Consider the following 24,282-nt stretch of genomic DNA (forward strand, 5'->3'; position numbering starts at 1 on the left):
GAACGCGTGTTACGGATGGCGCTGATGGAGCCGATCAGCCTTCCGCGGAAATCCCCAGCTCCGAGCACACCCGTGCCACCAGCGCCTTCAGCGACGCCACCTCGGCCTCCAGCCGCGCCACGTTGGCCTTCAGCGCGGCGACCTCGCCGAGCGATGCATCGTGCGAGGCATGCGCGCCCTCGCCCGCAGCACCGGCCGGTCCGGCGACTTCTTCCGCGGGCTCGCCGCTCAGCAGGTGCGCCCAGCGGCTTTCGCGCGCGCCCGGCAGGCGGGCCAGCTTCACCACCAGCCCGCCGGCGGGGCGTTCGGCGAGCTCGTTCAGGAAGCCCTCGACCGACGAGATGTCGGCGAAGTTGTGCATGCGGTCGCAGGCGATGCGCAGCTCGCCCGCGGTCTGCGGCCCGCGCAGCATCAGCACCGTGAGCAGGATGACCGACTGCGACGGAATGCGCAGCACGCGGTCGACGTTGTGCTCGTAGCGAAAGGCCCGCCCGCCGCTGGTCTCGGCGACGAGGCTGTAGCCCTTCAGGCTGTCGATGGCGGCCTGCACCTGCGACTCGCTGAGCTCCAGCACGGGGTTGCGGCTGGTCTTCTGGTTGCAGCCCGACACCAGCGAGTTGAGCGTGAGCGGGTAGCTGTCGGGCACGGTGCGCTGCTTTTCGGCCAGCACGCCGAGGACACGGGTTTCGAGGAGGGACAGGACGGGAAGGGATGTCGAGGACATGACAGCTCAAAAAAGAAACGCCACCGGAGCATGGCCCCGGCAGCGTACACGTGTTCGGTGAGGGCACCGGGCAGGGCCGGTCCCCTGCCCCGGTGCGGCAAGCAGCCTCAGCCGCCGTTGATGCGGCTGACCAGCGCCTTGGTGAACGCCGCCGTGCCCGCCGTGCCGCCCAGGTCGCCGGTGCGCACCTTGTCGATGTTCAGCGTGTCGTCGATGGCCTTGCGCAGGCGCGTGGCCAGCTCGGGCAGCTTCACGTGGTCGAGCATGAGCGCGGCGGCCAGCATGATGGCGGTGGGGTTGGCGATGCCCTTGCCGGCAATGTCGGGCGCCGAGCCGTGCACGGCCTCGAAGATCGCCGCGTCGGTGCCGATGTTGGCGCCCGGCGCCATGCCCAGCCCGCCCACCAGGCCCGCCACCAGGTCGGACAGGATGTCGCCGAACAGGTTGGTGGTGACCAGCATGTCGAACTGCCAGGGGTTGAGCACCAGCTTCATGGCGCAGGCGTCGATGATGACCGTGTCGAGCTCGAACTTGCCCTTGTACTTCTTCTCGTACAGGTCCAGCCCGGTCTCCAGGAAGATGCCCGTGAGCGCCTTCATGATGTTGGCCTTGTGCACGATGGTGACCTTCTTGCGGCCCGTGGCCACGGCCGTCTCGAAGGCGTACTCCAGCAGGCGCCGGCTGCCCTGGCGGGTGTTGATGCCGGTGGCCATGGCCACGGCGTGCGGGTCGCCGTCGATCGGCACGTAGTGCTCGTGGCCGATGTACAGGCCCTCGAGGTTCTCGCGCACCACCACCAGGTCGATCTTGTCGAAGCGCCCGCCGGGCACGATGGTGAGCGCCGGGCGCAGGTTGGCGTACAGCTGGAACTCCTCGCGCAGCCGCACGTTCGACGAGCGGTAGCCGCCGCCCGAGGGCGTTTCCAGCGGGCCCTTCAGGGCCAGCCGGGTGCGGCGGATGCTGTCCAGCGTGGCCACGGGCAGCGGATCGCCGGCGGCCACCACGCCGCCGAGGCCGGCGATCTGGCGGTCCCACACGAAGGGCGCCTTCAGCGCGTCGAGCGCGGCCAGGGTGGCGTCGACGATCTCGGGGCCGATGCCATCGCCGGGAATGAGGGTTGCGGGAATGGGAGTGGTCATCGGCAGGGTCTCTCTGGGTGTATCGGGGAATGCAGCATACGTCTGGCGCAAGACACCCTGCGCCGCCGTGGGTCACTCGTGGCCGGGCAGCTCGGGGTCGATCAGCGAGGCGCGCCCCACCACGCGCCCCGGCCTCAGCAGCGCCCCCGGCGCGATGACCGCGTTGGCGCCGATGCGCACGCCGTCGCCCACCAGCGCGCCGAACTTCTCGCACCCGGTGGGCTGCAGCGCGGCGCCCTTGCCGTTGTCGTCGTCCGTGCCGCTGCGCACGAAGATCTCCTTCGCGGCCCGCTCGTTGCGGTGGTTGCACACGATGCTGCCGGCCTCCATGTTCACGCCCGCGCCCAGCACCGAGTCGCCGACGAAGTTGAAGTGCGCAAGCGCCGTGCCCGCGAACACGAAGGACGACTTCAGCTCCACGCCCGGGCCGATGCTGCAGCGCGCGTCGAGCCAGTTGCCGCCGCGCAGGTAGGCGCCTGCGGCCACGAAGCAGCCAGGCCCGACGATGAGCGGGCCCTTGAGCACCGCGCCGGGCTCGACCGTGGCGCTGCGGTGGACGGCCACGTCGCCGTCGATGGCGTATTCGCCGGCCGGCAACGCGGCCAGCAGCTGGCGAACGATGTCGGGCGCGCGTGGCGGCAGCTCCCAGGGCAGCGCGCCGGCCCAGGGCGCGAGGACGGAAGCGGCAAATCCGGCGATGTAGTCGCCGAGGTCGATGGCGTGTGGCATCGGGCGATGCTGCCATGCCCCCGGTTCAGCCCCGTTCAGCCCCGTTCAACCCTGCTCAAACCCGTGAAACCCCCGGCGCCGACGCGGCCACCTAAAATGCCCGGTTCCGTCCGTACCCCTCCCGTACCACTCCGAAAGCGCCCTCCCCGATGTCCGCCCCGCGCAAGCTCTTCGTCACCACCGCCCTGCCGTACGCCAACGGCAAGTTCCATATCGGCCACATGATGGAGTACATCCAGGCCGACATCTGGGTGCGGAACCAGCGAATGAATGGCGCCGAGGTCAACTTCGTGTGCGCCGACGACGCGCACGGCGCGGCCATCACCATCGCCGCCGACAAGGCCGGCGTGACGCCGCAGGCCTTCGTGGCCGAGATCGCCGCGGGCCGCAAGCCCTACCTGGACGGCTACTTCATCTCCTTCGACAACTGGCACTCGACCGACGCGCCCGAAAACCACCAGCTCGCGCAGGACATCTACCGCGACCTGCGCGCCAACGGCCTCATCGAGACCAAGAGCGTCGAGCAGTTCTACGACCCTGAAAAGGGCATGTTCCTGGCCGACCGCTTCATCAAGGGCGAATGCCCCAACTGCCACGCCAAGGACCAGTACGGCGACAACTGCGAGGTGTGCGGCGCCGTGTACGCGCCCACCGAGCTCATCAACCCCTACTCGGCCCTGTCGGGCGCCAAGCCCGAGCTGCGCAGCTCGGACCATTTCTTCTTCAAGCTGTCGGATCCGCGCTGCGAGGCCTACCTGAAGGAATGGACCGCCGCCCCCGGCCATGTGCAGTCCGAGGTGCAAAACAAGATCCGCGAATGGCTCTACAAGGACGACGAAGGCAAGGGCGGCCTGGGCGACTGGGACATCAGCCGCGACGCGCCCTACTTCGGCATCGAGATCCCTGATGCGCCGGGCAAGTACTTCTACGTGTGGCTCGATGCACCCGTGGGCTACCTGGCATCGCTGAAGAACCTGCTGGACAAGCGCTGCATCGAGCTGGGCGGCGACGGCATCTCGTACACCGAGTACATGGCCGACCCCGAGCTGGAGCAGGTGCACTTCATCGGCAAGGACATCATCACCTTCCACACGCTGTTCTGGCCCGCGATGCTGCACTTCAGCGGCCGCAAGGCGCCCGACGCCGTGTACGTGCACGGCCACCTGACGGTGAGCGGCGAGAAGATGAGCAAGAGCCGCGGCACCGGCATCGATCCGCTGAAGTACCTGTCGATCGGGCTGGACCCCGAGTGGCTGCGCTACTACATCGCCGCCAAGCTCAACGGCCGCAACGAGGACATCGACTTCAACCCCGAGGACTTCGTGGCGCGCGTGAACAGCGACCTCGTGGGCAAGTACATCAACATCGCGAGCCGCGCGGCCGGCTTCATCGGCAAGCGCTTCGAGGGCAAGCTGGGCGAGGTATCGGCCGACGGCGACGCGCTGCTGTTCGCGCTGCGCGACGCGGCGGCGCAACTGTACTCGCTGTACGACGCACGCGACTACGCCCGCGCGCTGCGCGAGGTGATGGCGCTGGCCGACAAGGTGAACGAGTACGTCGACCAGAACAAGCCCTGGGAGCTGGCCAAGAAGGAAGGCGCCGAGGCGCGGCTGCACGACGTGTGCACCGTGTGCATCGAGGCCTTCCGCCTGCTCACGCTGTACCTGAAGCCGGTGCTGCCGGCGCTGGCGAAGAACGTCGAGGCCTTCCTGAAGATCTCGCCGCTGGCATGGGCCGATGCGGCGCAGCCGCTGCCCGCCGGCCACGCCATCGGCGACTACAAGCACCTGATGCAGCGCGCCGACCCCAAGCAGGTCGACAAGCTGTTCGACGTGCCGGAGTCTGCCGCCACGGCCATCGCCGCCACCGCCGACGCTGCAGCGCAAGACCTGCCGGGCGGCGAAGCCATCGCGCCCACCATCACCATCGACGACTTCGCCAAGATCGACCTGCGCATCGCGAAGATCGTGGCCTGCGAGAAGGTCGAGGGCTCGACCAAGCTGCTGCGCCTGACGCTGGACGCGGGAGAAGGCAAGACCCGCAACGTGTTCAGCGGCATCGCCTCGGCCTACCAGCCCGAGCAGTTGGTGGGCAAGCTCACCGTGCTGGTCGCCAACCTGGCGCCGCGCAAGATGAAGTTCGGCGTGAGCGAAGGCATGGTGCTGGCCGCCAGCCACGGCGACGAAAAGGCCCACCCGGGCATCCACGTGCTCGAACCCTGGCCGGGCGCAACGCCGGGCATGCGCGTTCGCTGAGCGAAGACGCAGACAAGGACCCCGCCCTGCCATGACGATCACGATGACCCTGCCGCGCCGCGCCCTCCTGCTGCTGTCGCTTTCCCTCGCAGCCGCGCTGGGCGGCTGCGCCGTGGTCACCGTGGCGGGCACCGCGGTGAGCGTGGGCGCCAGCGCGGTGGGCCTGGCCGCCGATGCCGCCATCGGCACCGTGCGCATCACGGGCAAGGCCGTGGGCGCGGCGGCCGATGCGGTGATTCCGGACAGCCAGTAAGCGCGGCCGCCCGAACCGCTCGCGCTCAGCCGCCGGCGTACCGCTGCAGAAACGGCAGCACGCGCGCCAACACCTCGTCGGGCGCTTCTTCCGCCATCAGGTGGCCGCAGTCGATGGTGCCGCCCTCCACCTCGTTCGCCCAGGTTTTCCAGATGTCGAGCGGATCGGGCTTCGCGGTGTTCGACGCGCTCCACAGCACCTGCACCGGGCACGCCACGCGCCGGCCCGCCGCCAGGTCGTCGCGGTCGTGCCGCAGGTCGATGTCGGCGGCGGCGCGGTAGTCCTCCACCATGGCGTGGCGCACCGACGCCTTGGCGAAGGCGCGGTGGTATTCGGCCAGCGCCTCGGGCGTGACGGCATCCACCTTCTGCACCATGTTGCGCAGCGTCCAGTCGAGGTAGTACGCGGGCTCGGCCGCCAGCATGCGTTCGGGCAGGTCGAAGGGCTGCGCGAACAGGTACCAGTGGAACGCCTTCAGGCCGAAGGCCATGCCCGCGCGCTTCCACATTTCTTCGGTCGGTACCACCGTGAGCGAGACGAAGCAGCTGACGGCCTCGGGCGTGTCCAGGCACAGCCGGTAGCCCACGCGGGCGCCGCGGTCGTGGCCCATGACGGCGAAGCGCTCGAAGCCCAGCGCGCGCATGAGCGCCAGCTTGTCCGCGGCCAGCGTGCGCTTGCAGTGGTTGACGTGCAGCGGGTCACCGGCCGGGCCGGTGCTGTCGCCGTAGCCGCGCAGATCGGGCGCCACCACGGTGAAGTGCCGCGCCAGCGCGGGCGCGATGCGGTGCCAGGCCACGTGCGTCTGCGGGTAGCCGTGCAGCAACAGCAGCGGCGGTCCGCTGCCGCCGACCTCGGCGTGGATGACGGCATCGCCCAGCGCCACGTCGTGCACCGCGAAGCCGGGGAAGAACGCCGCGCTCATCGCAATGCCTCCGCGAAGAAGTCGGCCATGCGCTCGAGCTGCTCGTCCATCATGTGGCGGCCGTGCACGGTGCGCGCGCCGCGCTGCTGCGCCAGCGCCAGCAGCGGCGTGGTGTGCGGCTCCATGATGACCTCGGCCACCGTGTGCCCGGCGCGGATGGCCTCGGGGGCGATGGGCAGCGCGTCGCCTTCGCGCATACCGGCCGGCGTGGCGTTGACGAGCAGGTCGCGCGGGCTCGCGGCGTCCCACTCGCCGGCGGTGTAGCCCAGCGCGCGCAGGCGGTCGACCAGGTCGGCGCGCTTGCTGGCGTCGGCGTCGCGCACGTCGATGGAGGCCGCCCCCGCCGCGGCCAGCGCGAAGGCGATGGCATTGCCCGCGCCGCCCGCGCCCGCGAGCCCCACGCTGCGGCCCTTCACGTCGAAGCCGTTGCGCACCAGCCCCGCGAGAAAGCCCGCGCCGTCGAGCAGGTCGCCCTGCCAGCCGTCGCCCGCGCGGCGCACGACGTTCACCGCCTGCGCCTCGCGCGCGGCGCGCAGCGTGTCGATGGGCAGCCCGGCCACCCGCTGCTTGTGCGGCACGGTGACGACGATGCCCGCCACGTTGCGCACCGCGAGCAGCGCCTGCAGCAGCGGCGCCACGCCCGCGGCGGGTACGTGCAGCGGCACCAGCACCGCGTTGATGCCGCGCCGCTGCAGCAGTTGCGTGAGCGGCAGCGGCGCCTTCACCTGCGCCACGGGGTCGCCGATGATGCCGAGCACGGCGGTGTTGCCGTCGAGCTTCAGGCCGCTCCATTCGAGGGTGTCAGCGGGGTTCATGTGCATGGCCATGGCGTTGCAGGAATCGAAGGGTCGTTTGAAAGGCCAGCGCGGCGCGCGCATGCGGCGTGAGCGTGGCGCTGCGGATGGCGCTGGGGGCTTCGACCGACAGCCGCGCGCCGGGCGCCAGGTGCTGCAGCAGCTGCGCGACGGGCAGTTCGCCCTCGCCCGCGAAGAGCCGGTGCGCCCGCCCCTCTTCCGCGGCCGACAGGCCGGGGTGGCGCTGGGCGGGCGCGTCGTTGAGCTGCATGAAGTGGCGGTCGATGGGGCCTGCGGCCTCTGTGCCTTCTGCGGCCTTCACGCCCGCTGCACCTTCTGCGCCTTCTGCGCGCAGGTCCGCCGGCACGCTGCCCGCGCGAAAGAAATGCAACGCGTCGACCACCACGCGCACGTTGTCCCGCTTCGACGCCGCGACCATCTGCCGCGCCGCCGCCAGTGAAGGCATGGCGGTGTAGACCATGAACTCCAGCCCCAGCGCCAGCCCGTGCGGCCGTGCGCGTTCGGCCAGCGCGCCGATGCTGTCGGCGGCACGCGCCGTGTCGGCGTCGTCCACGTTGACCATGAGGCAGCGCGCGCCCAGCGCCTGCGCCGAGTCGAGAACGCCCGCGAGCGCCACCGCATCGAAGCCGGGCTTGATGCGCACGATCTCGATGTCGTGCACGCACAGGCCGGCGTCTTTCAGCCGCGCCAACGTCTCGCGCAGCATCTGGCCGCCCACGCCCATCGGGAACGGCGCTTCGCCCAGGCGCGCCGGCGCCAGGCGGATGCCCACGCCGGAGAAGCCCGCCGCGTGCGCCGCCTGCACCAGCACGGGCGGCGTGGCGTCGAGCATGCCGAGGTGGGCGAGCGACAGGCGAAAGTTCATGCCTGCGCAGTCTGCACCTGCTGGACCTGCGGCGCTTGCGGTGCCTGCAGTGCGTCGGCCGCTGCCTGCCGCAGCGGCACCCCCTGCGCCGCCAGCAGCGCCTGCAGCCGCTTCACGTCGACATCGCGCGGCAGCACGCCGCTGTCCGCCGCCAGCGCCGCCGCCGTGCCCGCGGCTTGGCCCGTGAGCCAGCACTGCGGAATCTCGCGCATGAAGCCGTGCGAGTTGGTGTCGCACGAGATGTGCTTGCCCGCCGCGAGCACGCCGTCGAGCGTCTCGGGCACCAGCGCGCCGTAGGGCACCGAGATGTTCGGGAACCTGGGCGAAGGGCTCGGGCTGATGCCGATTTCGTCGGCCTCCACCGCGCCCGCGTCCCATGCGCCGCGCCGCACGCTCTTCACGCCCACCAGCCGACGGCCGTGGCGCGTGCCGATCTGCGGCGCCATCAGCATGACCCAGGCACGCTCGAAGCCCGGCGCATGCGCGCGGTAGAAGGCCAGGTGCTCGGCCATGCTCTTGCGCGACTCCCACTCGACCTGGGTCATCTCGTCGACGTCGAGCGCGCTGAAGCCCGACTTGCGCGGCCCCAGGAAGGTGGCCACGTCGTCGCGCCAGGAGACGATGGGTTTCTCGAAGCTGCCCAGCGCCTCGCGGCCCTGCGCCAGGAAGGCCGAGTACGCCTGCGGCTGGTGCGCGCGAAAGTCGAGCCAGCGCCGCATGTCCACGCCCGCGAACAGCCACGAGGTGTTGATGCAGTGGTGGATGTCGTGCGCGTCGATGTCCGACGAAAACGCCGCGCCCGCCGCCGCGTACAGGTCGCCCTCGCCCGTGGTGTCGACCACCACGTTGGCGAGGATGGCGCGGCGGCCCTGCTTGCTTTCGAACACCGCGCCCGTGACGCGCCCCGCCTCGGCGATGGGCGCGACCATCCAGGCGTGCAGGATGAGGTCGACGCCGGCCTCGCGCACCATCTGGTGGTACACGCCCTTCAGCATCTCGGGGTCGATGGTGGGCGAGTGCGTGACCACGCCGTGGAAGGCCGCGGTGCGCAGCGCCCAGTGCTCGGCCTTGGCGGCGTCGCGCGAGCCCCAGTCCTCGCGCGGCGGGCCGGCGACGGCCGGTTGCGGCGAACCGCCGAGCCGGTCCATGAACTCGGCCGCCAGGCCATGGATGACGTGCGCGCCCGACCAGTCGCTCATGCGGTCGATCCAGATCACCAGCCCGCCGGTCGACAGGCCGCCCAGGTGGTTGTAGCGCTCCAGCAGCACCACGCGCGCACCGCCGCGCGCGGCCGCCACGGCCGCCGCCACGCCGGAAGGGCCGCCACCGAGCACCAGCACGTCGCAGCGCTCGTGCACCGGCACCTGGCGCGCGGGCTCGGTGATGTGCCCGTGCGGCTGTCGCTGCGTGCGCTGGCTGTCGCGGGCGTTGACGTCGGAGCGGAAGAAGTGGCGCTCTTCGGGGGTGAGGGTTCCCATGGGTGGTGCTTTCAGGAGGGGGTTCAGGAAGATGAAGTTGCGGCAAGGGTTGCAGCGAGGTCGGCGAGAAGGTTGGGCCTCTACTCGCTGCGCGCGCCGGTGCGCTTGATGACGTCGCCCCACATCGCCGTGTCCTGCGCGATCTGGCGCGACAGCGCCTCGGGCGCGGTGCCCAGCGCCTGCCAGCCTTGGTCGAACAGGCGCTGGCGCACGTCGGGCGTCTTCAGGATGCGGGCGATTTCGTCGGACAGCCGCTGCGCCGCCGGCGCCGGCATGGCCGCGGGGCCGAAGATGGCGTTCCACGAGGCGATGTCGAAGGCCTTGCCGGCGCCCAGCGCGCCCTGGATGGGAGGCACCTCGGCAAAGGCCGCGAAGGGCGCGGCGGTGCTCACGCCGTACAGCCGCAGCCGCCCGCTCCTGGCCTGCGGCGCGGCGATCGACGGGATCATGAAGGACAGGTCGATCTGCTTGCCCATCAGCGCGGTCGCCACCTGCGGAAAGCCGGGGAACGGCACGTGCACGGCCTGGATGCCGGTGAGTGTCTTCAGCAGTTCCATGGCCAGGTGCGAGCCCGAGCCGGGCCCGACCGAGCCGTAGCTCAGGCGGTCGCCCTGCGCCCTGGCGTGCGCCAGCAGGCCGGGCAGGTCGGTGGCGGGCATGCCCAGGCTGCCGGTGAGCACGAAGGGGCTGGCGCCCACCAGCGAGATGGGCCGCAGGTCGCGCGCCACGTCGTAGGGCGTGGCGGGGTTGAGCGCCTTGGCGGTGGTGAGCGGGCCGTTGCCGGTGAGGCCGATGGTGTGGCCGTCGGTGGCGCGCGCCACCGCGTTGACGCCGATGGTGCCGGCCGCGCCCACCTTGTTCTCGACGATGACGGCCTGGCCCAGCGCCTGCGCCAGCGGGTCGGCCACGGTGCGGGCCAGGGCGTCGGGCGAGGAGCCCGGCGGAAAGCCGACGACCAGGCGCACGGCTTTCTGCGGCCAGGCCGCGGCCGCGTGTGCTGGCAGCACCAGCGCGGGGGCCACCGTAGCGGCCAGGGCGCCCTGCAGCAGGCGGCGCCGGCGCAGGAAGGGAACCATCGGGTGGCTGGCATCGGCATCGCGCATGTGTTGTCTCCGGTTGCTGTCTTGTTGCGCCATTCTTGGCCCACAATCCAGCGCGAAACGTGATGGTTTCTGATCTTTCGCATCACGCTTCGTGATGACCCGGAGACGCCCGTGCCCGCAAGAAACATCCATTCAGCGCATGCCGCCCCGCGCAGCCACACGGTCGACATCGACCTGCTCCGGGTGTTCGACACGGTGGTGCGCATCGGCAGCTTCACCACCGCCGCCAAGGCGCTGTCGCGCACGCAGTCGGCCGTCAGCATGCAGCTGCGCCGGCTCGAGGAGCAGCTCGGCGTGCAGCTGGTGGCGCGCGGCACGCGCCAGCTCGCGCCCACGCCCGAGGGCGTCCAGCTGCTGCCGCTGGCGCGCCAGATGCTGAGCCTGAACGACCAGCTGTTCCACGACGTCGACCGGCAGGAGGTGTCGGGCAGCATCCGCATCGGCTCCATCGAGCACTACGCCACGCGCGTGCTGCCGGTGCTGATCGCGGAGTTCTGCCGGCAGCACCCGCGCATTCACGTGGAGCTGCACCACGGCGTGTCGTCGGTGATGCACGCGGAGCTGGGCTCGCGCTACGACATGGTCATCGGCGTGGGCGCGGTGGGCTCGGGCGAAGGGCTGCGGCTGACCAAGTCGCGCATCGTGTGGGCGTCGACCGCCGGCTCCGCCACGCACCTGCAGCGCCCGCTGCCGCTGGCGCTGAACCCCGAGGGCGCGATGCTGCGCGACTGGGCCACGCACGCGCTCGACCGCGCGGGCATTCCCTGGCGCATCGCCTACACGAGCACCAGCGTCACGGGGCTGGAGGCGGCGGTGCGCGCGGGCATCGCGGTGGGGGTGTTCCGCGAGGCGACCATTTCGAAGCGGCTGAAGATCCTGGGCGCGAAGGAAGGCATGCCGTCGCTGCCGGACTCCGAGGTGTGGCTGGCCAGCGTGCCGCTGCCGGGGCGCAAGGCGGTGGAGCTGCTGGAGGCCTTCCTGATCCAGAAGCTGCGCAAGTGAACTTGGCGCGGGCGGGGCGGTTCAAGGGCCCCGGTTCAGGGCGCCTCGGTGCCGCGGTCGGGCGAGGAGCCGCTGCGCGCCACGCGCTGGTCGTCGTTCAGCGTGGCGGTGAAGACCATGGGGGAGTTCGGCGGTTGCACCCAGCGCCACTCCCACTCGGTTTCGCGCTTCAGCGCATAGGGCGTGACCTTGGCGGGCTTGCCGAGCAGCTTGCGCAGGTCTTCCATCATCATTCCGGGCTTCACCCTGGCGAAGTTTTCGGGCGTGAGCACCTGGCGCAGCGCGCTCATCTTGCCGTCGGGGCCGATGGTGATCATGTAGTTCTTCTGGCCCGCGGGCTGGCGGTTGTACTCGAACACGCGGCTGCCGGCGGCGGCGCCGGGCGCTTCCCAGATGTTTTCCGGCTGGCCGAAACGGGCGCGCACATCGGCCTCGGTGGAGACGCCCTCTTCCAGCTCGCTGATGTTCTTCGAATCGCACGCGGCGAGCCCCAAGGCGGCCGCCAGAAGCGCGCTTGCCATGCCAATCTGCCATCCTCGCCGTTGCGTCATGCCGTCCCCGGTAAAATTCGCGCCATAAAGGTCCAGTCTATGTCCATCTTCCGTCGCCCCCACTACTCCTCCGAGATCACCAACTTCATCGAAGAGATGAAGGAAAAGAAGCCCACGCTCGAGGCCGAACAGCGCGCCGGCCGCGCCCTGCTGTGGGACAAGCACCTCGACCGCAGCCTGCTGAACGAGTACAGCGAAGGCCGCGTTCCGATGCAGCCGTACGTCTACCAGACGCACAACAAGTAAATTGCGGTCCGAATTGCAGTTCGCTATTAAAAGCATAGCAACCGGTTCATGAGCGCAGACGAGGACACCGGCGCGCTGGTGGTCGCCATGCCCGACGTGATCGACCAGGTCGCGCTCGCGAGGCTCTATGGCGAGCCGCTGTTCGCCATGCCGAAGGACCTGTACATCCCGCCGGAGGCGCTGCAGGTGTTCCTCGAGGCCTTCGAAGGCCCGCTGGACTTGCTGCTTTACCTGATCCGCAAGCAGAACTTCAACATCCTCGACATCCCGATGGCGGGGCTCACGCGGCAGTACCTGAGCTACGTCGACGAGATTCGCCAGACCAACCTCGAGCTCGCGGCCGAGTACCTGCTGATGGCCGCGATGCTGATCGAGATCAAGTCGCGCATGCTGCTGCCGCCCAAGAAGGTGGCCGACGGCGAAGAAGCCGAAGACCCGCGCGCCGAGCTCGTGCGCCGCCTGATGGAGTACGAGCAGACCAAGCTGCAGGCCGCCGCCATCAGCGCCATGCCCACCTACGGGCGCGACTTCTGGAAGGCGCAGGTCTACATCGAGCAGTCGCTCAAGCCGCGCTTTCCCGAGGTGGACGTGGTGGAACTGCGCGACGCGTGGGCCGACATCATGAAGCGCGCCAAGCTCGTGCAGCACCACAAGATCTCGCGCGAGGAGCTCAACGTGCGCGAGCACATGAGCGTGGTGCTGCGCCATCTGCAGGGGCAGCGCTTCGTTGAGTTCGAGAAGCTGTTCGACGTGTCGCGCGGCACGCCGGTGCTGATCGTCACCTTCATCGCGATGCTGGAGCTGGCGAAGGAAACGCTGATCGAAATCACGCAGGCAGAAGCCTTCGCCCCCATCTACGTCCGGCTGGCGTACTCGCCGAGCTGAATCCCGCTTCATGGCTTTGCACGACTTCGACGTCCTCATCGTCGGCAGCGGCCTCGCCGGCCTCTCGGCCGCGCTGCACCTGGCCCCCACGCACCGCGTGGCCGTGCTGACCAAGCGCGCGCTGAACGACGGCTCCAGCGCCTGGGCGCAGGGCGGCATCGCGGCCGTGCTGGCCGCGGGCGACAGCTTCGATGCCCATGTGCAGGACACGCTGGTGGCCGGCGCCGGCCTGTGCGACCCCGAGGCCACGCGCTTCGTGGTCGAGCATGCGCCCGAGGCCATCGGCTGGCTGCGCGAGCTGGGCGTGCCCTTCTCCGAAGAAGACGGCGACCTGCACCTGACGCGCGAAGGCGGCCACAGCGCGCGCCGCATCGTGCACGTGACCGACGCCACCGGCGCGGCCGTGCAGCAGGTGCTGATCGAGCGCGTGCGCGGCACGCCGAACATCACCCTCTTCGAGCACCACACGCTGGTCGACCTGGTCACGGGCACCAAGCTCGGGCTCGCCGACCCGGGCTGCGTGGGCCTGTACGCGCTGGACGACGCCACCGACGAAGTCGTCGCCTTCCGCGCGCCGCACACCATCCTGGCGACCGGCGGCGCGGGCAAGGTGTACCTGTACACCACCAACCCCGACACGGCCACCGGCGACGGCATCGCCGCGGCCTGGCGCGCGGGCTGCCGGGTGTCGAACATGGAGTTCATACAGTTCCACCCGACCTGCCTGTACCACCCGCATGCCAAGTCGTTCCTGATCAGCGAGGCGGTGCGCGGCGAAGGCGGGTTGCTGAAATTGCCTGAATCGGCCGGTGGCACGCGCTTCATGCCCGCGCACGACGAGCGCGCCGAACTCGCGCCGCGCGACGTGGTGGCCCGCGCCATCGACTTCGAGATGAAGAAGCACGGGCTCGACTGCGTGCTCCTCGACATCTCGCACCAGCCGCCCGAGTTCTTGCAGGCGCACTTCCCGAACATCCTGGCGCGCTGCCTGGCGCTGGGCATCGACATCACGCGCGAGCCCATCCCCGTGGTGCCGGCCGCGCACTACACCTGCGGCGGCGTGCTCAGCGACCTGAGCGGACGCACCGACATCGCGGGCCTGTACGCCATCGGCGAAACCGCCTGCACCGGCCTGCATGGCGCCAACCGGCTGGCCAGCAACTCGCTGGTCGAATGCATGGTGTTCGCGCGCGCCGCGGCCAGCGCCATTGCGCAGGCGCCCGTGCGCGAGCGCGCCGACCTGCCCGCCTGGGACGACAGCCGCGTCACCGACGCCGACGAGGCCGTGGTCATCTCGCACAACTGGGACGAGCTGCGCCGCTTCATGTGGGACTACGTCGGCATCGTGCGCACCAACAAGCGCCTGGAGCGCGCGAGCCATCGCATCGCGCTGCTGCAGGCCGAGATCCAGGAGTTCTACGCGAACTTCCATGTCACGCGCGACCTGCTCGAACTGCGCAACCTGGTGCAGGTGGCCGAGCTGATCGTGCGCTGCGCGCAGGCCCGCCACGAGAGCCGTGGCCTGCATTTCAGCCGCGACTACCCCTCGCTCGCCGAGCCGACGGCACCCACGGTGCTGGCGCCGCCGGTCGACTGAGCGACCCACCCGATTGCAGATTTCAAAGGATGCCCGGCCACCGACGCCCGCAGGGAGAAACCCAACCATGTACATCGCCACCACCATCGAAGAACTGCGCGGGCGCCTGTCCGCCAGCAAGCGCCCGGCCTTCGTGCCCACCATGGGCAACCTGCACGAGGGCCACATCGCCCTGGTGAAGCAGGCCCGCCCGCTGGGCGACGCCACGGTCGCGAGCATCTTCGTGAACCGGCTGCAGTTCCTGCCGCACGAAGACTTCGACACCTACCCGCGCACCTGGGACAGCGACTGCGAGAAGCTGCGCGCGGCCGGCTGCGACGTGCTGTTCGCACCCACCGAAAAAGTGCTCTACCCCGAGCCCCAGACCTGCAAGGTGCACCCCGACCCGGCGCTGGCCGACCTGCTGGAGGGGCACTTCAGGCCCGGCTTCTTCGTGGGCGTGTGCACGGTGGTGATGAAGCTCTTTCAATGCGTGCAGCCGCGCGTGGCCGTGTTCGGCAAGAAGGACTACCAGCAGCTGATGATGATCCGCCACATGGTGCGGCAGTTCGCGATGCCCATCGAGATCGTGGGCGGCGAGACCTTTCGCGCGGACGACGGCCTGGCCCTGTCGTCGCGCAACGGCTACCTGAACAAGGACGAGCGCGCCGAGGCGGTTCAGCTGTCGCGCACGCTCCAGGCCATGGCGGCGACGGTGCAGGCGGGCGAGAGCGACTTGGCCGCGATCGAAGCGCGGGCAATGCAGTCGCTGGCGCAGCGCGGCTGGCAACCGGACTATCTTGTGCTGCGGCGGCGCTCCGACCTGCAGGCGCCCTCCGCGGACGCCGCCGGCGAACCGCTCGTGGCGCTGGCCGCGGCGCGCCTGGGCAATACGCGGCTGATCGACAACCTGGAGATCGAGGCTCCTTCCGTGCCATGAGCTACAGCGTCAAGGAAATCTTCTACACCCTGCAAGGCGAAGGCGGCCAGGCCGGCATGCCGGCGGTGTTCTGCCGTTTTGCAGGCTGCAACCTGTGGAGCGGGCGCGAGAGCGACCGCGCCACGGCCGTCTGCCGTTTCTGCGACACCGACTTCGTCGGCACCGACGGCACGCTGGGCGGCAAGTTCAAGACCGCCGACCTGCTGGCCGACACCATCGCCGCGCAATGGCCGGCCGACGATGCCGACCACCGCCTGGTGGTGCTGACCGGCGGCGAGCCGCTGCTGCAGGTAGATGCGGCGCTGGTCGACGCGCTGCACGCGCGGCGCTTTCGCATCGCCGTGGAGAGCAACGGCACGGTCGAGGCGCCCGAGGGCATCGACTGGTTGTGCATCAGCCCCAAGGCCGGCGCGCCGTGGGTGCAGCAGCGCGGCCAGGAGCTCAAGCTGGTGTGGCCGCAGGCCGGCTTCGACCTCGACGCCGTGGCGCGCACCGGCGAGTTCACGCATCGCTTCCTGCAACCGATGGACGGCCCCGACCGGCTCGCGAATACCGAGCTGTGCATTGCGCAGTGCATGCGCCAGCCGGCCTGGCGCCTGAGCGTGCAGACCCACAAGATCACCGGCATCCGTTGAGGCGGCCGTCTTTTTTCCCTGAGTTTTTTCGACGATGCGATTCACCATCAGCCAACGCTTTTTCTTCGATGCCGCCCACACGCTGAAGCGCGAGATCGAAGTCGAAGGCAGCCGCCGTGTCCACGGCCACACGTACCACGCGGAGGTGTGGCTTGCGGGCGAGCGCGATCCCGCGACGGGCATGGTGATCGACCTGGGGTTGCTGCGCCGGCGGCTGGACGAGGTGCGCGAGCGGCTGGACCATCATCTGCTGGACGATGTGCCGGGGCTGAACCCGCCGACGCTGGAGAACCTGTGCGTGTTCATTGCGCAGGCGCTGCCGGATCTGCAGGGGTCGCTGGCGCGGGTGAAGGTGTGGCGGGAGGCGCTGGGGGATTCCTGCACGGTGGAGTTCTAGGGTCTTGCTCCCTCCCCTCCCGGGGGAGGAGCAATACGGGGAACTCCCGCGCGGCAGAGCTTTTGGGTCTTGCCCCCTCTCCGCTCGGGGAGAGGGTTGGGGTGAGGGTGAGCGGCATCGAACGCCGCGCGATGCGCCGAGGCCCGTGCCCTCACCCTGACCCTCTCCCGCAAGCGGGAGAGGGAACAACACTTCAAGCCGCGCCGATGCCCGCCACCAGGCTTCCCGGCGCCACCCCATTCTTCAACCCCGCGGTGAACGCCAGCATCCGGTCGATCGGTACCCGCGCCCGCAGCCCCAGCGCCGGATCGACCTGGATTTCGCCCGCGCCGGTTTCCAGCGCGTTCGCCAGCTCCACCAGCCCGTTCATCGCCATCCAGGGGCAATGCGCGCAGCTCTTGCAGGTGCCGCCGTTGCCCGCCGTCGGCGCCTCGATGAAGGTCTTGCCGGGGTTCAGCGTGCGCAGCTTGTGCAGCATGCCGGTGTCGGTGGCCACGATGAATTCCGTCGCGTCCATGCGCTGCGCCGCGTTCAGGATGGCTGAGGTCGAACCCACCGCATCCGCCAGCGCGATCACGTCCGCAGGCGACTCAGGGTGCACCAGCACCCTGGCCTTCGGGTGCTGCTTCATCAGCAGCTCGAGCTCCAGCGCCTTGAACTCGTCGTGCACGATGCAGGCGCCGTTCCAGCTGACCATGTCGGCGCCCGTCTGGCGCTGGATGTAGTCGCCCAGGTGCCGATCGGGGCCCCAGAGGATCTTCTGCCCGGCCGCGTGCAAGGCGTTCACCACGTCGAGCGCGCAGCTGGAGGTGACCAGCCAGTCCGCGCGCGCCTTCACGGCCGCGCTGGTGTTGGCGTAGACCACCACCGTGCGGTCCGGGTGCTGGTCGCAGAAGGCGCTGAACTGCTCGACCGGGCAGCCCAGGTCCAGCGAGCAGTTGGCGTCCAGATCTGGCATCAGCACACGCTTCTCGGGCGACAGGATCTTCGAGGTCTCGCCCATGAAGCGCACGCCCGACACCACCAGCGTCTGCGCGGCGTGGTCGCGGCCGAAGCGCGCCATTTCGAGCGAATCGCTCACGATGCCGCCGGCTTCCTCGGCCAGGTCCTGCAGGTCGGGGTGCACGTAGAAGTGCGACACCATCACCGCATTGCGGTCATGCAACAAGCGGCGAATGCGCGCCTTGAGCGCGGTTCGCTCGTCGGGCGATGGCTCGGGCGGCACGCGGGCCCAGGCGTGGCGGGTGTCGCACACGGAGCCCGCTTGCGATCCCGCGGGCTGCTCGTAGTCGACGTCGATGACGGAAGCGGTCGTCATGGGGCAATCGTTCTTGTGGTGTTCTTCTGGTTACTGGAAGCGCATCGAGTAGTCGATGGCCTTCACGTCCTTGGTCAGCGCGCCGACCGAGATGCGGTCCACGCCGGTATCGGCCAGGGCGCGCAGGCCGTCGAGCGTGACGCCGCCCGAGATCTCGAGCACGGCCTTGCGCGCCTCGCCCGCGGCGTCATTGATGCGCACGGCCTCGCGCAGCGTGGGCAGGTCCATGTTGTCGAGCAGCACCATGCGCGCGCCGGCTTCCAGCGCCTCGTGCAACTGGGCCAGGGTCTCGACCTCGACCTCGACGAAAGCGGCCTGCGCGGCCACCGGCGCCACCGCGCGCAAGGCGGCCGCCACGCCGCCGGCCGCGGCGATGTGGTTTTCCTTGATGAGCACCGCGTCGTACAGGCCGATGCGGTGGTTCAGGCCGCCGCCGGTGCGCACGGCGTATTTCTGCGCCAAGCGCAGGCCGGGAAGGGTCTTGCGCGTGTCGACGATGCGCGCGCGCGTGCCCTGGATGGCGTCGGCGTACAGCGCGGTCTTGGTGGCGACGGCGCTCAGCAGCTGCAGGAAGTTGAGCGAGGTGCGCTCGGCGGTGAGCAGTGCGCGGGCGGTGCCTTCGATCTCGAGCACGACCTGGTCGGCGGCGCAGCGTTCGCCCTCGGCGCACAGCCACTGGATGCGCACGCCGGGGTCGAGCTGCCGCAGCGTGGCCTCGACCCAGGGCGCGCCGCACACCACGGCGGCTTCGCGTGCCAGCACGCGGGCGCGGGCGGTGCGGGTGGCATCGACCAGCGATGCGGTCAGGTCGCCGTCGGCGACGTCTTCCTGCAAGGCGCGCGTGGCGTCGGACAGGGCCAGCGCGGCCACGGCCGACGCTGAAAAATCAAAGCGAAGGCTCATGGCTCTTTGTCTCTGCGTTTTTTAGGGGGATTGACGGGGGGGAAGGCACCGCGCCGGGCTGGACCGATTCGGGCACGGGATCGCGCCCGGTCAGCGCGGCGACGGCGTCCTGCGGGCTCACACGGCCGTCGAGCAGGGCGACCACGCCTTCGGCGATGGGCATCTCGATGCCGAGGCCGCGCGCGCGCTGCACCACGGTGCGGGCGCAGTACACGCCTTCGGCGACGTGGCCCAGCGAATCGACGGCCTGGGCCAGCGTGCGGCCCTGGGCCAGCAGCAGGCCTACCTTGCGGTTGCGCGACAGGTCGCCGGTGGAGGTCAGCACCAGGTCGCCCAGGCCTGACAGGCCCATGAAGGTCTCGGCGCGGGCGCCCAGCGCCAGGCCGAAGCGTGTCATTTCGGCCAGGCCGCGGGTGATGAGCGCCGCGCGGGCGTTGAGGCCCAGCGCAAGGCCGTCGCACAGGCCGGTGGCGATGGCCAGCACGTTCTTCACCGCACCGCCCACCTCCACGCCCACGATGTCCTCGTTGGCATAGACGCGCAGGGCCGGTCCGTGGAAGGCGTCGACCAGCGCGTCGCGCACGCTGGCATGCGGGCTGGCGGCCACCAGCGCGGTCGGGCGCCCTTCGGCGACCTCCTGCGCGAAGCTGGGGCCGCTGAGCACGCCGGCGCGCAGCTCGGGCGCTACCTGCGCCCAGATTTCATGGGCCAGCAGGCCGAAAGATGCGGGAGATGTGTCGCGCGCAGGCTCCACGCCCTTGCACAGCCATGCCACCTGCGCGGCGGTGCCGCGCAATGCAACAAGCTGTTCACGCAGGGCAGCCATGGGCGTGGCGACGATGACGAGATCGGAACCCGCCTGCGCCTGCGCGATGCCGCCGGCGCGCACGGCCAGGGAGGCCGGCAGTGCCAGCCCGGGAAGGTAGCGGGTGTTTTCACGCGCGGCCGACATGGCGTCGGCCTGGGCGGCGTCGCGCGCCCAGAGCGTGACCTCGTGGCGAGCCGCCGCGTTGACCGCGACGGCCGTGCCCCAGGCACCGGCGCCATGAACGCAGATCTTCATCGTGCCTTGGCGGCATCCATGGCGGTGCGCCGGGATTTACTGCGTGAGGGTCGGAGCGGCTTGGCCGGCGGCCTGCGCCTGTTGCTGTTCGTACATCGCCTGGAAGTTGATTTCGGCGAGGTGCACGGGCGGGAAGCCGCCGCGCTGGATCACGTCGGCCACGTTGCCGCGCAGGTACGGGTACACGATTTGCGGGCAGGCGATGCCGAGGATGGCGCCCATCTGGTCTTCGGGCAGGTGGCGGATCTCGAAGATGCCGGCTTGCTTGGCTTCGACCAGGAACACGGTCTTGTCCTGGATCTTGGTCTGCACGGTGGCCGACACGGTGATCTCGAAGATGCCATCGGCCACGGGCTGGGCGTCCACGCCGAGCTGGATGTCGACGGTGGGCTGTTCTTGTTCCAGCAGGATCGCGGGCGAATTGGGCTGTTCGAGCGACAGGTCCTTGAGGTAGACGCGCTGGATCTGGAAGATGGGATCTTGGGCTTGCTGGTCGGCCATGGCTGAACTTTCGAGGATCAAAACAATGCCCGCCGGGGAGAGGTTCCCGCAGCGGGCTGCAGATGGAAGAGCGGACGATTATCGCCCGCCGACCGGGCCACTTTCGTGACGCCGGTTGCTTTGTGTTTCAGGCGCCCTGCAGCAGGGGAACGAGGCCGCCGCGGCCGTCCAGCGCAATCAGGTCGTCGCAGCCGCCAACGTGCGTTTCGCCGATGAAGATCTGCGGCACCGTGCGGCGCTGGGTGATTTCCATCATCGTGGCGCGGGCCTGGGGGTCGCTGTCGATGCGGATCTCTTCGATCTGCTCGACGCCCTTGGACTTCAGGATCTGCTTCGCACGGGTGCAGTACGGGCAGACGGCGGTGGTGTACATCTTGACGGCTTGCATGCTCTTTACCTTGGGAAGACCTAAGCTTTTTCAACCGGCAGGTTAGCGTCTTTCCAGGCTTTCAGCCCGCCGGCCACGGCTTGGGCCTGCTCGTAGCCGAGCTTCTTGGCGGTGGCCACGGCGCGCTGGGCGCGGGCACCGGTAGCGCACACCAGCAGCAGCGGCACGTTCTTGTTCTTGACGGCGGCGGCCAGCTTTTCTTCGAGCTGGGCCAGCGGGACGTTCTTGGCGCCGATCATGTGGCCGGTGGCGAACTCCTCGGGCTCGCGCACATCGACCAGCACCGCGCGCTCGCGGTTGATGAGCTGCACGGCACCCTGCGCCGTGAGCGTTCCGCCGCCCGCGCCCCGCACCAGCGGCCAGGCGAGCATGGCGCCCGAGCTGAGCGCGATCAGGATCAGCATCCAGTTCGCGGTGACGAATTCGATCAATTTCACGGGGGTTCCTTGAATGGCAAACCGGGGATTTTAGAATGCGAGGTTTCGCAAGCGCTGCCAAAGGCCTCCCACATGCACAAACTGGTATTGATTCGCCACGGCGAATCCACCTGGAATCTCGAAAATCGCTTCACCGGTTGGACCGACGTCGACCTGACCGAGACCGGCGTGGAGCAGGCCAAGCAGGCCGGCCGGCTGCTCAAGGCCGAGGGCTACGACTTCGACGTGGCCTACACCAGCGTGCTCAAGCGCGCCACCCGCACCCTGTGGCACACGCTCGACGAGCTCGACCGCACCTGGCTGCCCGTGGTGCATTCGTGGCGCCTGAACGAACGCCACTACGGCGGCCTGCAGGGCCTGAACAAGGCCGAGACGGCCAAGAAGTACGGCGACGAGCAGGTGCTGGTCTGGCGCCGCAGCTACGGCACCCCGCCCCCGCCGCTGGAAGCCGACGACCCGCGCAGCGAGCGCTCCGACGTGCGCTACGCCAAGCTGTCGCCCGAACAGATTCCGCTGACCGAATGCCTGAAGGACACGGTGGCGCGCGTGCTGCCGTTCTGGAACGAATCGATGGCACCCGCCATCCGCACCGGGCGCCGCCTGGTGGTGGCGGCCCATGGCAATTCGATTCGGGCGCTGGTGAAGTACCTCGACGGCATCTCGGACGACGCCATCGTCGGCCTGAACATCCCGAACGGCATTCCGCTGGTCTACGAGCTCGACGACGACCTGAAGCCCCTGCGCCACTACTACCTCGGCGATGCCGCGGCCGCCGAGCAGGCCGCCGCCGCGGTGGCTTCGCAAGGCAAGGGCTGAAAGAAAAACCCCCGCTTGCCGCTCCCCCGTGGAACCCCGGCAAACAAATTGCTTCCAAGCTGTGTATATTGGTTCGACAGCCGCCGACAAGGACAAGCACTCATGATGGGCCAGAAATTGAAGATCACCGGCTGGGTCGCCGCCGGCGCCGTTGCAGGCGTCCTGACCACCGTCTCGTTGCAGACAGTCGCACGCGGATCGCTTGCGCCACTGCCGCTCGAGGAATTGCAGCAGCTCGCTGCCGTCTTCGGCATGGTCAAGAGCGACTACGTCGAGCCGGTCGACGAGAAAAAGCTCATCTCCGACGCCATTTCGGGCATGGTCGCCGGGCTCGACCCGCATTCCCAGTACTTCGACAAGAAGTCCTTCAAGGAATTCCGCGAGGGCACCACCGGCCGCTTCGTCGGCGTGGGCATCGAGATTTCGCAGGAAGACGGCCTTATCAAGGTCGTGTCTCCCATCGAAGGCTCCCCGGCGTTCCGCGCCGGCCTGAAGCCCAATGACCTGATCACCAAGATCGACGACACCGCCGTGCGCGGCCTGTCGCTGAACGAGGCGGTCAAGCGCATGCGCGGCGAAGCCAACACCAAGGTGCTGCTGACCATCTTCCGCAAGGACGAGAGCCGCACCTTCCCCGTGACGATCACGCGCGAGGAAATTCGCACGCAGTCGGTGCGCGGCAAGATGATCGAACCCGGCTACGGCTGGATCCGCCTCTCGCAATTCCAGGAACGCACCGTCGACGACTTCGTGAAGAAGATCGACGAGCTGTACAAGGAAGATCCGAACCTCAAGGGCCTGGTGCTCGACCTGCGCAACGACCCGGGCGGCCTGCTCGACGCGGCGGTGGCGGTGTCGTCGGCCTTCCTGCCCGAGAACGTCACGGTGGTCACCACCGACGGCCAGCTGGCCGAAAGCAAGTCGGTCTACAAGGCGGCGCCGGAGTTTTACCAGCGCCGTTCGGGCAGCGACCCGCTGCGCAGCCTGCCGGCCGCGCTGAAAACGGTGCCGCTGGTGGTGCTGGTGAACGAAGGCTCGGCCTCGGCCAGCGAGATCGTGGCTGGCGCCCTGCAGGACCACAAGCGCGGCGTCATCATGGGCAGCCAGACCTTCGGCAAGGGCTCCGTGCAAACGGTGCGCCCGCTGGGCCCCGACACCGGCCTGAAGATCACCACGGCGCGTTACTACACGCCGAGCGGTACCTCGATCCAGGCCAAGGGCATCGTGCCCAACGTGCTGGTCGACGAAAGCGCCGAAGGCAGCCCGTTCGCCGCCCTGCGCATGCGCGAGGCCGACCTCGAGAAGCATCTGGCCAGCGGCCAGGGCCCCGAAGTGAAGGACCCAGAACGCGAAAAGGCCCGCGACGAAGCCCGCAAGCGCCTCGAGGAAGAAGCCAAGAAGCCGCCGCAGGACCGCAAGACGCCCGAGTTCGGTACCGACAAGGACTTTCCGCTGGTGCAGGCCATCAACCGCCTGAAGGGCCAGCCGGTGCTGGTCAGCAAGACGCAGGTGATCGTCGAGAACAAGGAAGAGAAGAAGGAAAACTGACCCGGTGGCGCATGGAAGATAGCGAGCTGCTGCGCTACTCGCGCCACATCCTTCTCGAAGAGTTCGGCATCGACGGCCAGGAGCGCGTCAGTGCCGGACGGGTCCTGGTCATAGGTGCCGGCGGGCTGGGCTCGCCGGTGGCCCTTTACCTCGCGGCAGCGGGGGTCGGCCACATCACGCTGGTCGACGACGACGAGGTCGATCTCACCAATCTCCAGCGCCAGGTCGCGCACACGCAAGCGCGTGTCGGGCTGGCCAAGGTGGACTCCGCCGCGCAGGCGATGCGCGACATCAATCCCGGTATTTCCATCACCACCCACGCCGGGCGCGCGGACGAGGCCTTGCTGTCGCGCCTGGTCGCCGAGGCCGACGTGGTGGTCGATTGCTGCGACAACTTCGTCACCCGCCAGGCTGTCAACCGCGCCTGCGTGATGCATGCGAAACCGCTGGTGGCGGGCGCGGCGATTCGCTTCGACGGCCAGTTGAGCGTGTACGACACCCGCGACGACGCCTCACCCTGCTACGCCTGCCTGTTCCCGCCCGATGCGGCGTTCGAGGAAACGCGCTGTGCGGTGCTGGGGGTGTTCGGCCCGGTGGTCGGCACCATCGGCACGCTGCAGGCAAGCGAGGCGCTCAAGCTGCTGGCTGGCATCGGCCCGTCGCTGGCGGGCAAGCTGCTGATGTTCGACGGGCGCAGCACCTCGTTCGACACCTTGCGCATGGCGCGCGACCCGCAATGCGGCGTCTGCGCGCAGCGCCCTGCTCTCTTCCCACAAGAAACCGCCTAGGGCCA

27 protein-coding genes are annotated in these 24,282 nt (G+C 69.4%); 12 read left to right on the forward strand and 15 right to left on the reverse strand.

Features of this window, described 5'->3' with window-relative positions; translation table 11 throughout:
• Positions 1-34: 34 nt before the first annotated feature.
• The 3 genes from AB6807_RS22925 to AB6807_RS22935 all read right to left on the reverse strand — a co-directional run bounded on the left by AB6807_RS22925 (position 35) and on the right by AB6807_RS22935 (position 2,592).
• A complete protein-coding gene (locus AB6807_RS22925) occupies positions 35-724 on the reverse strand; it encodes a YceH family protein (RefSeq protein ID WP_371086354.1) in 690 nt (229 codons plus the stop codon).
• A 107-nt stretch (positions 725-831) separates the two neighbouring features.
• Positions 832-1,863, reverse strand: a complete 1,032-nt coding sequence (locus AB6807_RS22930) for an isocitrate/isopropylmalate dehydrogenase family protein (RefSeq protein WP_116910860.1) — start codon at positions 1,861-1,863, stop codon at positions 832-834.
• Between the two features lie 72 nt (positions 1,864-1,935).
• Complete coding sequence (locus AB6807_RS22935; protein ID WP_371086355.1) at positions 1,936-2,592, reverse strand: LpxA family transferase; 657 nt, start codon at positions 2,590-2,592, stop codon at positions 1,936-1,938.
• A 149-nt stretch (positions 2,593-2,741) separates the two neighbouring features.
• Here AB6807_RS22935 and metG point away from each other — a divergent pair, with 149 nt between their 5' ends.
• Positions 2,742-4,847 carry a methionine--tRNA ligase gene (gene metG, locus AB6807_RS22940; RefSeq protein WP_371086356.1) on the forward strand — a complete coding sequence of 702 codons (2,106 nt, stop codon included), beginning with the start codon at positions 2,742-2,744 and terminating at the stop codon, positions 4,845-4,847.
• A gap of 31 nt (positions 4,848-4,878) precedes the next feature.
• On the forward strand, positions 4,879-5,100 hold the full coding sequence (locus AB6807_RS22945) for a hypothetical protein (RefSeq protein WP_371086357.1): 222 nt from the start codon (positions 4,879-4,881) through the stop codon (positions 5,098-5,100).
• Between the two features lie 25 nt (positions 5,101-5,125).
• Here AB6807_RS22945 and AB6807_RS22950 read toward each other — a convergent pair whose 3' ends face one another.
• The 5 genes from AB6807_RS22950 to AB6807_RS22970 all read right to left on the reverse strand — a co-directional run bounded on the left by AB6807_RS22950 (position 5,126) and on the right by AB6807_RS22970 (position 10,283).
• Complete coding sequence (locus tag AB6807_RS22950; RefSeq protein ID WP_371086358.1) at positions 5,126-6,022, reverse strand: alpha/beta fold hydrolase; 897 nt, start codon at positions 6,020-6,022, stop codon at positions 5,126-5,128.
• Positions 6,019-6,837, reverse strand: coding sequence for a shikimate dehydrogenase (locus AB6807_RS22955; RefSeq protein ID WP_371086359.1), 819 nt, complete (start codon positions 6,835-6,837; stop codon positions 6,019-6,021). Before AB6807_RS22955 ends, AB6807_RS22950 begins: the two co-directional genes overlap by 4 nt.
• Positions 6,824-7,702, reverse strand: coding sequence for a sugar phosphate isomerase/epimerase family protein (locus tag AB6807_RS22960; protein ID WP_371086360.1), 879 nt, complete (start codon positions 7,700-7,702; stop codon positions 6,824-6,826). The genes AB6807_RS22955 and AB6807_RS22960 overlap by 14 nt, the downstream gene beginning before the upstream one ends.
• Entirely contained in the window at positions 7,699-9,180 is a 1,482-nt protein-coding gene (locus AB6807_RS22965) for an FAD-dependent oxidoreductase (protein WP_371086361.1), read from the reverse strand. Before AB6807_RS22965 ends, AB6807_RS22960 begins: the two co-directional genes overlap by 4 nt.
• Positions 9,181-9,260: 80 nt before the next feature.
• Positions 9,261-10,283, reverse strand: a complete 1,023-nt coding sequence (locus AB6807_RS22970) for a Bug family tripartite tricarboxylate transporter substrate binding protein (RefSeq protein ID WP_371086362.1) — start codon at positions 10,281-10,283, stop codon at positions 9,261-9,263.
• Between the two features lie 111 nt (positions 10,284-10,394).
• Here AB6807_RS22970 and AB6807_RS22975 point away from each other — a divergent pair, with 111 nt between their 5' ends.
• Complete coding sequence (locus tag AB6807_RS22975) at positions 10,395-11,285, forward strand: LysR substrate-binding domain-containing protein (protein ID WP_371086363.1); 891 nt, start codon at positions 10,395-10,397, stop codon at positions 11,283-11,285.
• Positions 11,286-11,320: 35 nt separating this feature from the next.
• On the opposite strand, the gene AB6807_RS22980 is transcribed toward AB6807_RS22975, so the two are convergent.
• Positions 11,321-11,806, reverse strand: a complete 486-nt coding sequence (locus AB6807_RS22980) for an outer membrane protein assembly factor BamE (RefSeq protein ID WP_116910851.1) — start codon at positions 11,804-11,806, stop codon at positions 11,321-11,323.
• Positions 11,807-11,875: 69 nt separating this feature from the next.
• Here AB6807_RS22980 and AB6807_RS22985 point away from each other — a divergent pair, with 69 nt between their 5' ends.
• From AB6807_RS22985 to AB6807_RS23010, 6 genes are all read left to right on the forward strand, one after another.
• Entirely contained in the window at positions 11,876-12,082 is a 207-nt protein-coding gene (locus AB6807_RS22985) for a DUF3460 family protein (RefSeq protein ID WP_116910850.1), read from the forward strand.
• Between the two features lie 48 nt (positions 12,083-12,130).
• The gene (locus AB6807_RS22990; RefSeq protein ID WP_371086364.1) at positions 12,131-12,967 is read left to right on the forward strand and encodes a ScpA family protein; all 837 of its coding nucleotides are present in this window, start codon (positions 12,131-12,133) and stop codon (positions 12,965-12,967) included.
• A gap of 10 nt (positions 12,968-12,977) precedes the next feature.
• Positions 12,978-14,564 carry an L-aspartate oxidase gene (nadB, locus tag AB6807_RS22995; protein ID WP_371086365.1) on the forward strand — a complete coding sequence of 529 codons (1,587 nt, stop codon included), beginning with the start codon at positions 12,978-12,980 and terminating at the stop codon, positions 14,562-14,564.
• 67 nt (positions 14,565-14,631) lie between these two features.
• Positions 14,632-15,483, forward strand: coding sequence for a pantoate--beta-alanine ligase (gene panC, locus AB6807_RS23000; protein ID WP_371086366.1), 852 nt, complete (start codon positions 14,632-14,634; stop codon positions 15,481-15,483).
• Positions 15,480-16,118: a 7-carboxy-7-deazaguanine synthase gene (queE, locus tag AB6807_RS23005; RefSeq protein ID WP_371086367.1), complete on the forward strand. Its 639-nt coding sequence runs from the start codon at positions 15,480-15,482 to the stop codon at positions 16,116-16,118. Before panC ends, queE begins: the two co-directional genes overlap by 4 nt.
• A 34-nt stretch (positions 16,119-16,152) precedes the next feature.
• Positions 16,153-16,515: a 6-carboxytetrahydropterin synthase gene (locus AB6807_RS23010; RefSeq protein WP_371086368.1), complete on the forward strand. Its 363-nt coding sequence runs from the start codon at positions 16,153-16,155 to the stop codon at positions 16,513-16,515.
• 193 nt (positions 16,516-16,708) lie between these two features.
• Here the strand turns inward: AB6807_RS23010 and nadA are convergent, their stop codons facing one another.
• From nadA to AB6807_RS23040, 6 genes are all read right to left on the reverse strand, one after another.
• On the reverse strand, positions 16,709-17,833 hold the full coding sequence (nadA, locus tag AB6807_RS23015; protein WP_371086369.1) for a quinolinate synthase NadA: 1,125 nt from the start codon (positions 17,831-17,833) through the stop codon (positions 16,709-16,711).
• A gap of 30 nt (positions 17,834-17,863) precedes the next feature.
• Positions 17,864-18,736 (reverse strand): carboxylating nicotinate-nucleotide diphosphorylase, encoded by an 873-nt coding sequence (gene nadC / locus AB6807_RS23020; RefSeq protein ID WP_371086370.1) that lies wholly within the window; start codon positions 18,734-18,736, stop codon positions 17,864-17,866.
• A complete protein-coding gene (locus tag AB6807_RS23025; protein WP_371086371.1) occupies positions 18,720-19,799 on the reverse strand; it encodes an NAD(P)H-dependent glycerol-3-phosphate dehydrogenase in 1,080 nt (359 codons plus the stop codon). The genes nadC and AB6807_RS23025 overlap by 17 nt, the downstream gene beginning before the upstream one ends.
• 36 nt (positions 19,800-19,835) lie before the next feature.
• On the reverse strand, positions 19,836-20,300 hold the full coding sequence (gene secB / locus AB6807_RS23030; protein ID WP_116910841.1) for a protein-export chaperone SecB: 465 nt from the start codon (positions 20,298-20,300) through the stop codon (positions 19,836-19,838).
• 127 nt (positions 20,301-20,427) lie between these two features.
• Positions 20,428-20,688, reverse strand: coding sequence for a glutaredoxin 3 (grxC, locus tag AB6807_RS23035; RefSeq protein ID WP_116910840.1), 261 nt, complete (start codon positions 20,686-20,688; stop codon positions 20,428-20,430).
• 20 nt (positions 20,689-20,708) lie between these two features.
• The gene (locus tag AB6807_RS23040; RefSeq protein WP_371086387.1) at positions 20,709-21,092 is read right to left on the reverse strand and encodes a rhodanese-like domain-containing protein; all 384 of its coding nucleotides are present in this window, start codon (positions 21,090-21,092) and stop codon (positions 20,709-20,711) included.
• Positions 21,093-21,197: 105 nt separating this feature from the next.
• Between AB6807_RS23040 and gpmA the strand changes: the two genes are divergently transcribed.
• From gpmA to AB6807_RS23055, 3 genes are all read left to right on the forward strand, one after another.
• On the forward strand, positions 21,198-21,941 hold the full coding sequence (gene gpmA / locus AB6807_RS23045) for a 2,3-diphosphoglycerate-dependent phosphoglycerate mutase (RefSeq protein ID WP_116910838.1): 744 nt from the start codon (positions 21,198-21,200) through the stop codon (positions 21,939-21,941).
• 105 nt (positions 21,942-22,046) lie between these two features.
• Positions 22,047-23,489 (forward strand): S41 family peptidase, encoded by a 1,443-nt coding sequence (locus tag AB6807_RS23050; protein WP_116911108.1) that lies wholly within the window; start codon positions 22,047-22,049, stop codon positions 23,487-23,489.
• An 11-nt stretch (positions 23,490-23,500) separates the two neighbouring features.
• Entirely contained in the window at positions 23,501-24,277 is a 777-nt protein-coding gene (locus AB6807_RS23055; RefSeq protein ID WP_371086372.1) for a ThiF family adenylyltransferase, read from the forward strand.
• Positions 24,278-24,282 lie beyond the last annotated feature (5 nt).

Source organism: Variovorax sp. RCC_210, from assembly GCF_041355175.1.
In the GTDB taxonomy this organism is placed as follows: domain Bacteria; phylum Pseudomonadota; class Gammaproteobacteria; order Burkholderiales; family Burkholderiaceae_C; genus Variovorax.

Coding starts and splice junctions, on each gene's coding strand:
- gpmA (WP_116910838.1), top strand. CDS start 21,198: ATGCACAAACTGGTATTGATTCGCCACGGCGAATCCACCTGGAATCTC.
- AB6807_RS23025 (WP_371086371.1), bottom strand. CDS start 19,799: ATGAAGATCTGCGTTCATGGCGCCGGTGCCTGGGGCACGGCCGTCGCG.
- AB6807_RS22925 (WP_371086354.1), bottom strand. CDS start 724: ATGTCCTCGACATCCCTTCCCGTCCTGTCCCTCCTCGAAACCCGTGTC.
- AB6807_RS23050 (WP_116911108.1), top strand. CDS start 22,047: ATGGGCCAGAAATTGAAGATCACCGGCTGGGTCGCCGCCGGCGCCGTT.
- AB6807_RS22990 (WP_371086364.1), top strand. CDS start 12,131: ATGAGCGCAGACGAGGACACCGGCGCGCTGGTGGTCGCCATGCCCGAC.
- nadA (WP_371086369.1), bottom strand. CDS start 17,833: ATGACGACCGCTTCCGTCATCGACGTCGACTACGAGCAGCCCGCGGGA.
- nadB (WP_371086365.1), top strand. CDS start 12,978: ATGGCTTTGCACGACTTCGACGTCCTCATCGTCGGCAGCGGCCTCGCC.
- AB6807_RS22950 (WP_371086358.1), bottom strand. CDS start 6,022: ATGAGCGCGGCGTTCTTCCCCGGCTTCGCGGTGCACGACGTGGCGCTG.
- AB6807_RS22965 (WP_371086361.1), bottom strand. CDS start 9,180: ATGGGAACCCTCACCCCCGAAGAGCGCCACTTCTTCCGCTCCGACGTC.
- AB6807_RS22960 (WP_371086360.1), bottom strand. CDS start 7,702: ATGAACTTTCGCCTGTCGCTCGCCCACCTCGGCATGCTCGACGCCACG.
- grxC (WP_116910840.1), bottom strand. CDS start 20,688: ATGCAAGCCGTCAAGATGTACACCACCGCCGTCTGCCCGTACTGCACC.
- AB6807_RS23040 (WP_371086387.1), bottom strand. CDS start 21,092: ATGCTGATCCTGATCGCGCTCAGCTCGGGCGCCATGCTCGCCTGGCCG.
- queE (WP_371086367.1), top strand. CDS start 15,480: ATGAGCTACAGCGTCAAGGAAATCTTCTACACCCTGCAAGGCGAAGGC.
- secB (WP_116910841.1), bottom strand. CDS start 20,300: ATGGCCGACCAGCAAGCCCAAGATCCCATCTTCCAGATCCAGCGCGTC.
- AB6807_RS22985 (WP_116910850.1), top strand. CDS start 11,876: ATGTCCATCTTCCGTCGCCCCCACTACTCCTCCGAGATCACCAACTTC.
- metG (WP_371086356.1), top strand. CDS start 2,742: ATGTCCGCCCCGCGCAAGCTCTTCGTCACCACCGCCCTGCCGTACGCC.
- AB6807_RS22955 (WP_371086359.1), bottom strand. CDS start 6,837: ATGAACCCCGCTGACACCCTCGAATGGAGCGGCCTGAAGCTCGACGGC.
- AB6807_RS22935 (WP_371086355.1), bottom strand. CDS start 2,592: ATGCCACACGCCATCGACCTCGGCGACTACATCGCCGGATTTGCCGCT.
- AB6807_RS23055 (WP_371086372.1), top strand. CDS start 23,501: ATGGAAGATAGCGAGCTGCTGCGCTACTCGCGCCACATCCTTCTCGAA.
- panC (WP_371086366.1), top strand. CDS start 14,632: ATGTACATCGCCACCACCATCGAAGAACTGCGCGGGCGCCTGTCCGCC.
- AB6807_RS22945 (WP_371086357.1), top strand. CDS start 4,879: ATGACGATCACGATGACCCTGCCGCGCCGCGCCCTCCTGCTGCTGTCG.
- nadC (WP_371086370.1), bottom strand. CDS start 18,736: ATGAGCCTTCGCTTTGATTTTTCAGCGTCGGCCGTGGCCGCGCTGGCC.
- AB6807_RS22970 (WP_371086362.1), bottom strand. CDS start 10,283: ATGCGCGATGCCGATGCCAGCCACCCGATGGTTCCCTTCCTGCGCCGG.
- AB6807_RS22980 (WP_116910851.1), bottom strand. CDS start 11,806: ATGGCAAGCGCGCTTCTGGCGGCCGCCTTGGGGCTCGCCGCGTGCGAT.
- AB6807_RS22930 (WP_116910860.1), bottom strand. CDS start 1,863: ATGACCACTCCCATTCCCGCAACCCTCATTCCCGGCGATGGCATCGGC.
- AB6807_RS23010 (WP_371086368.1), top strand. CDS start 16,153: ATGCGATTCACCATCAGCCAACGCTTTTTCTTCGATGCCGCCCACACG.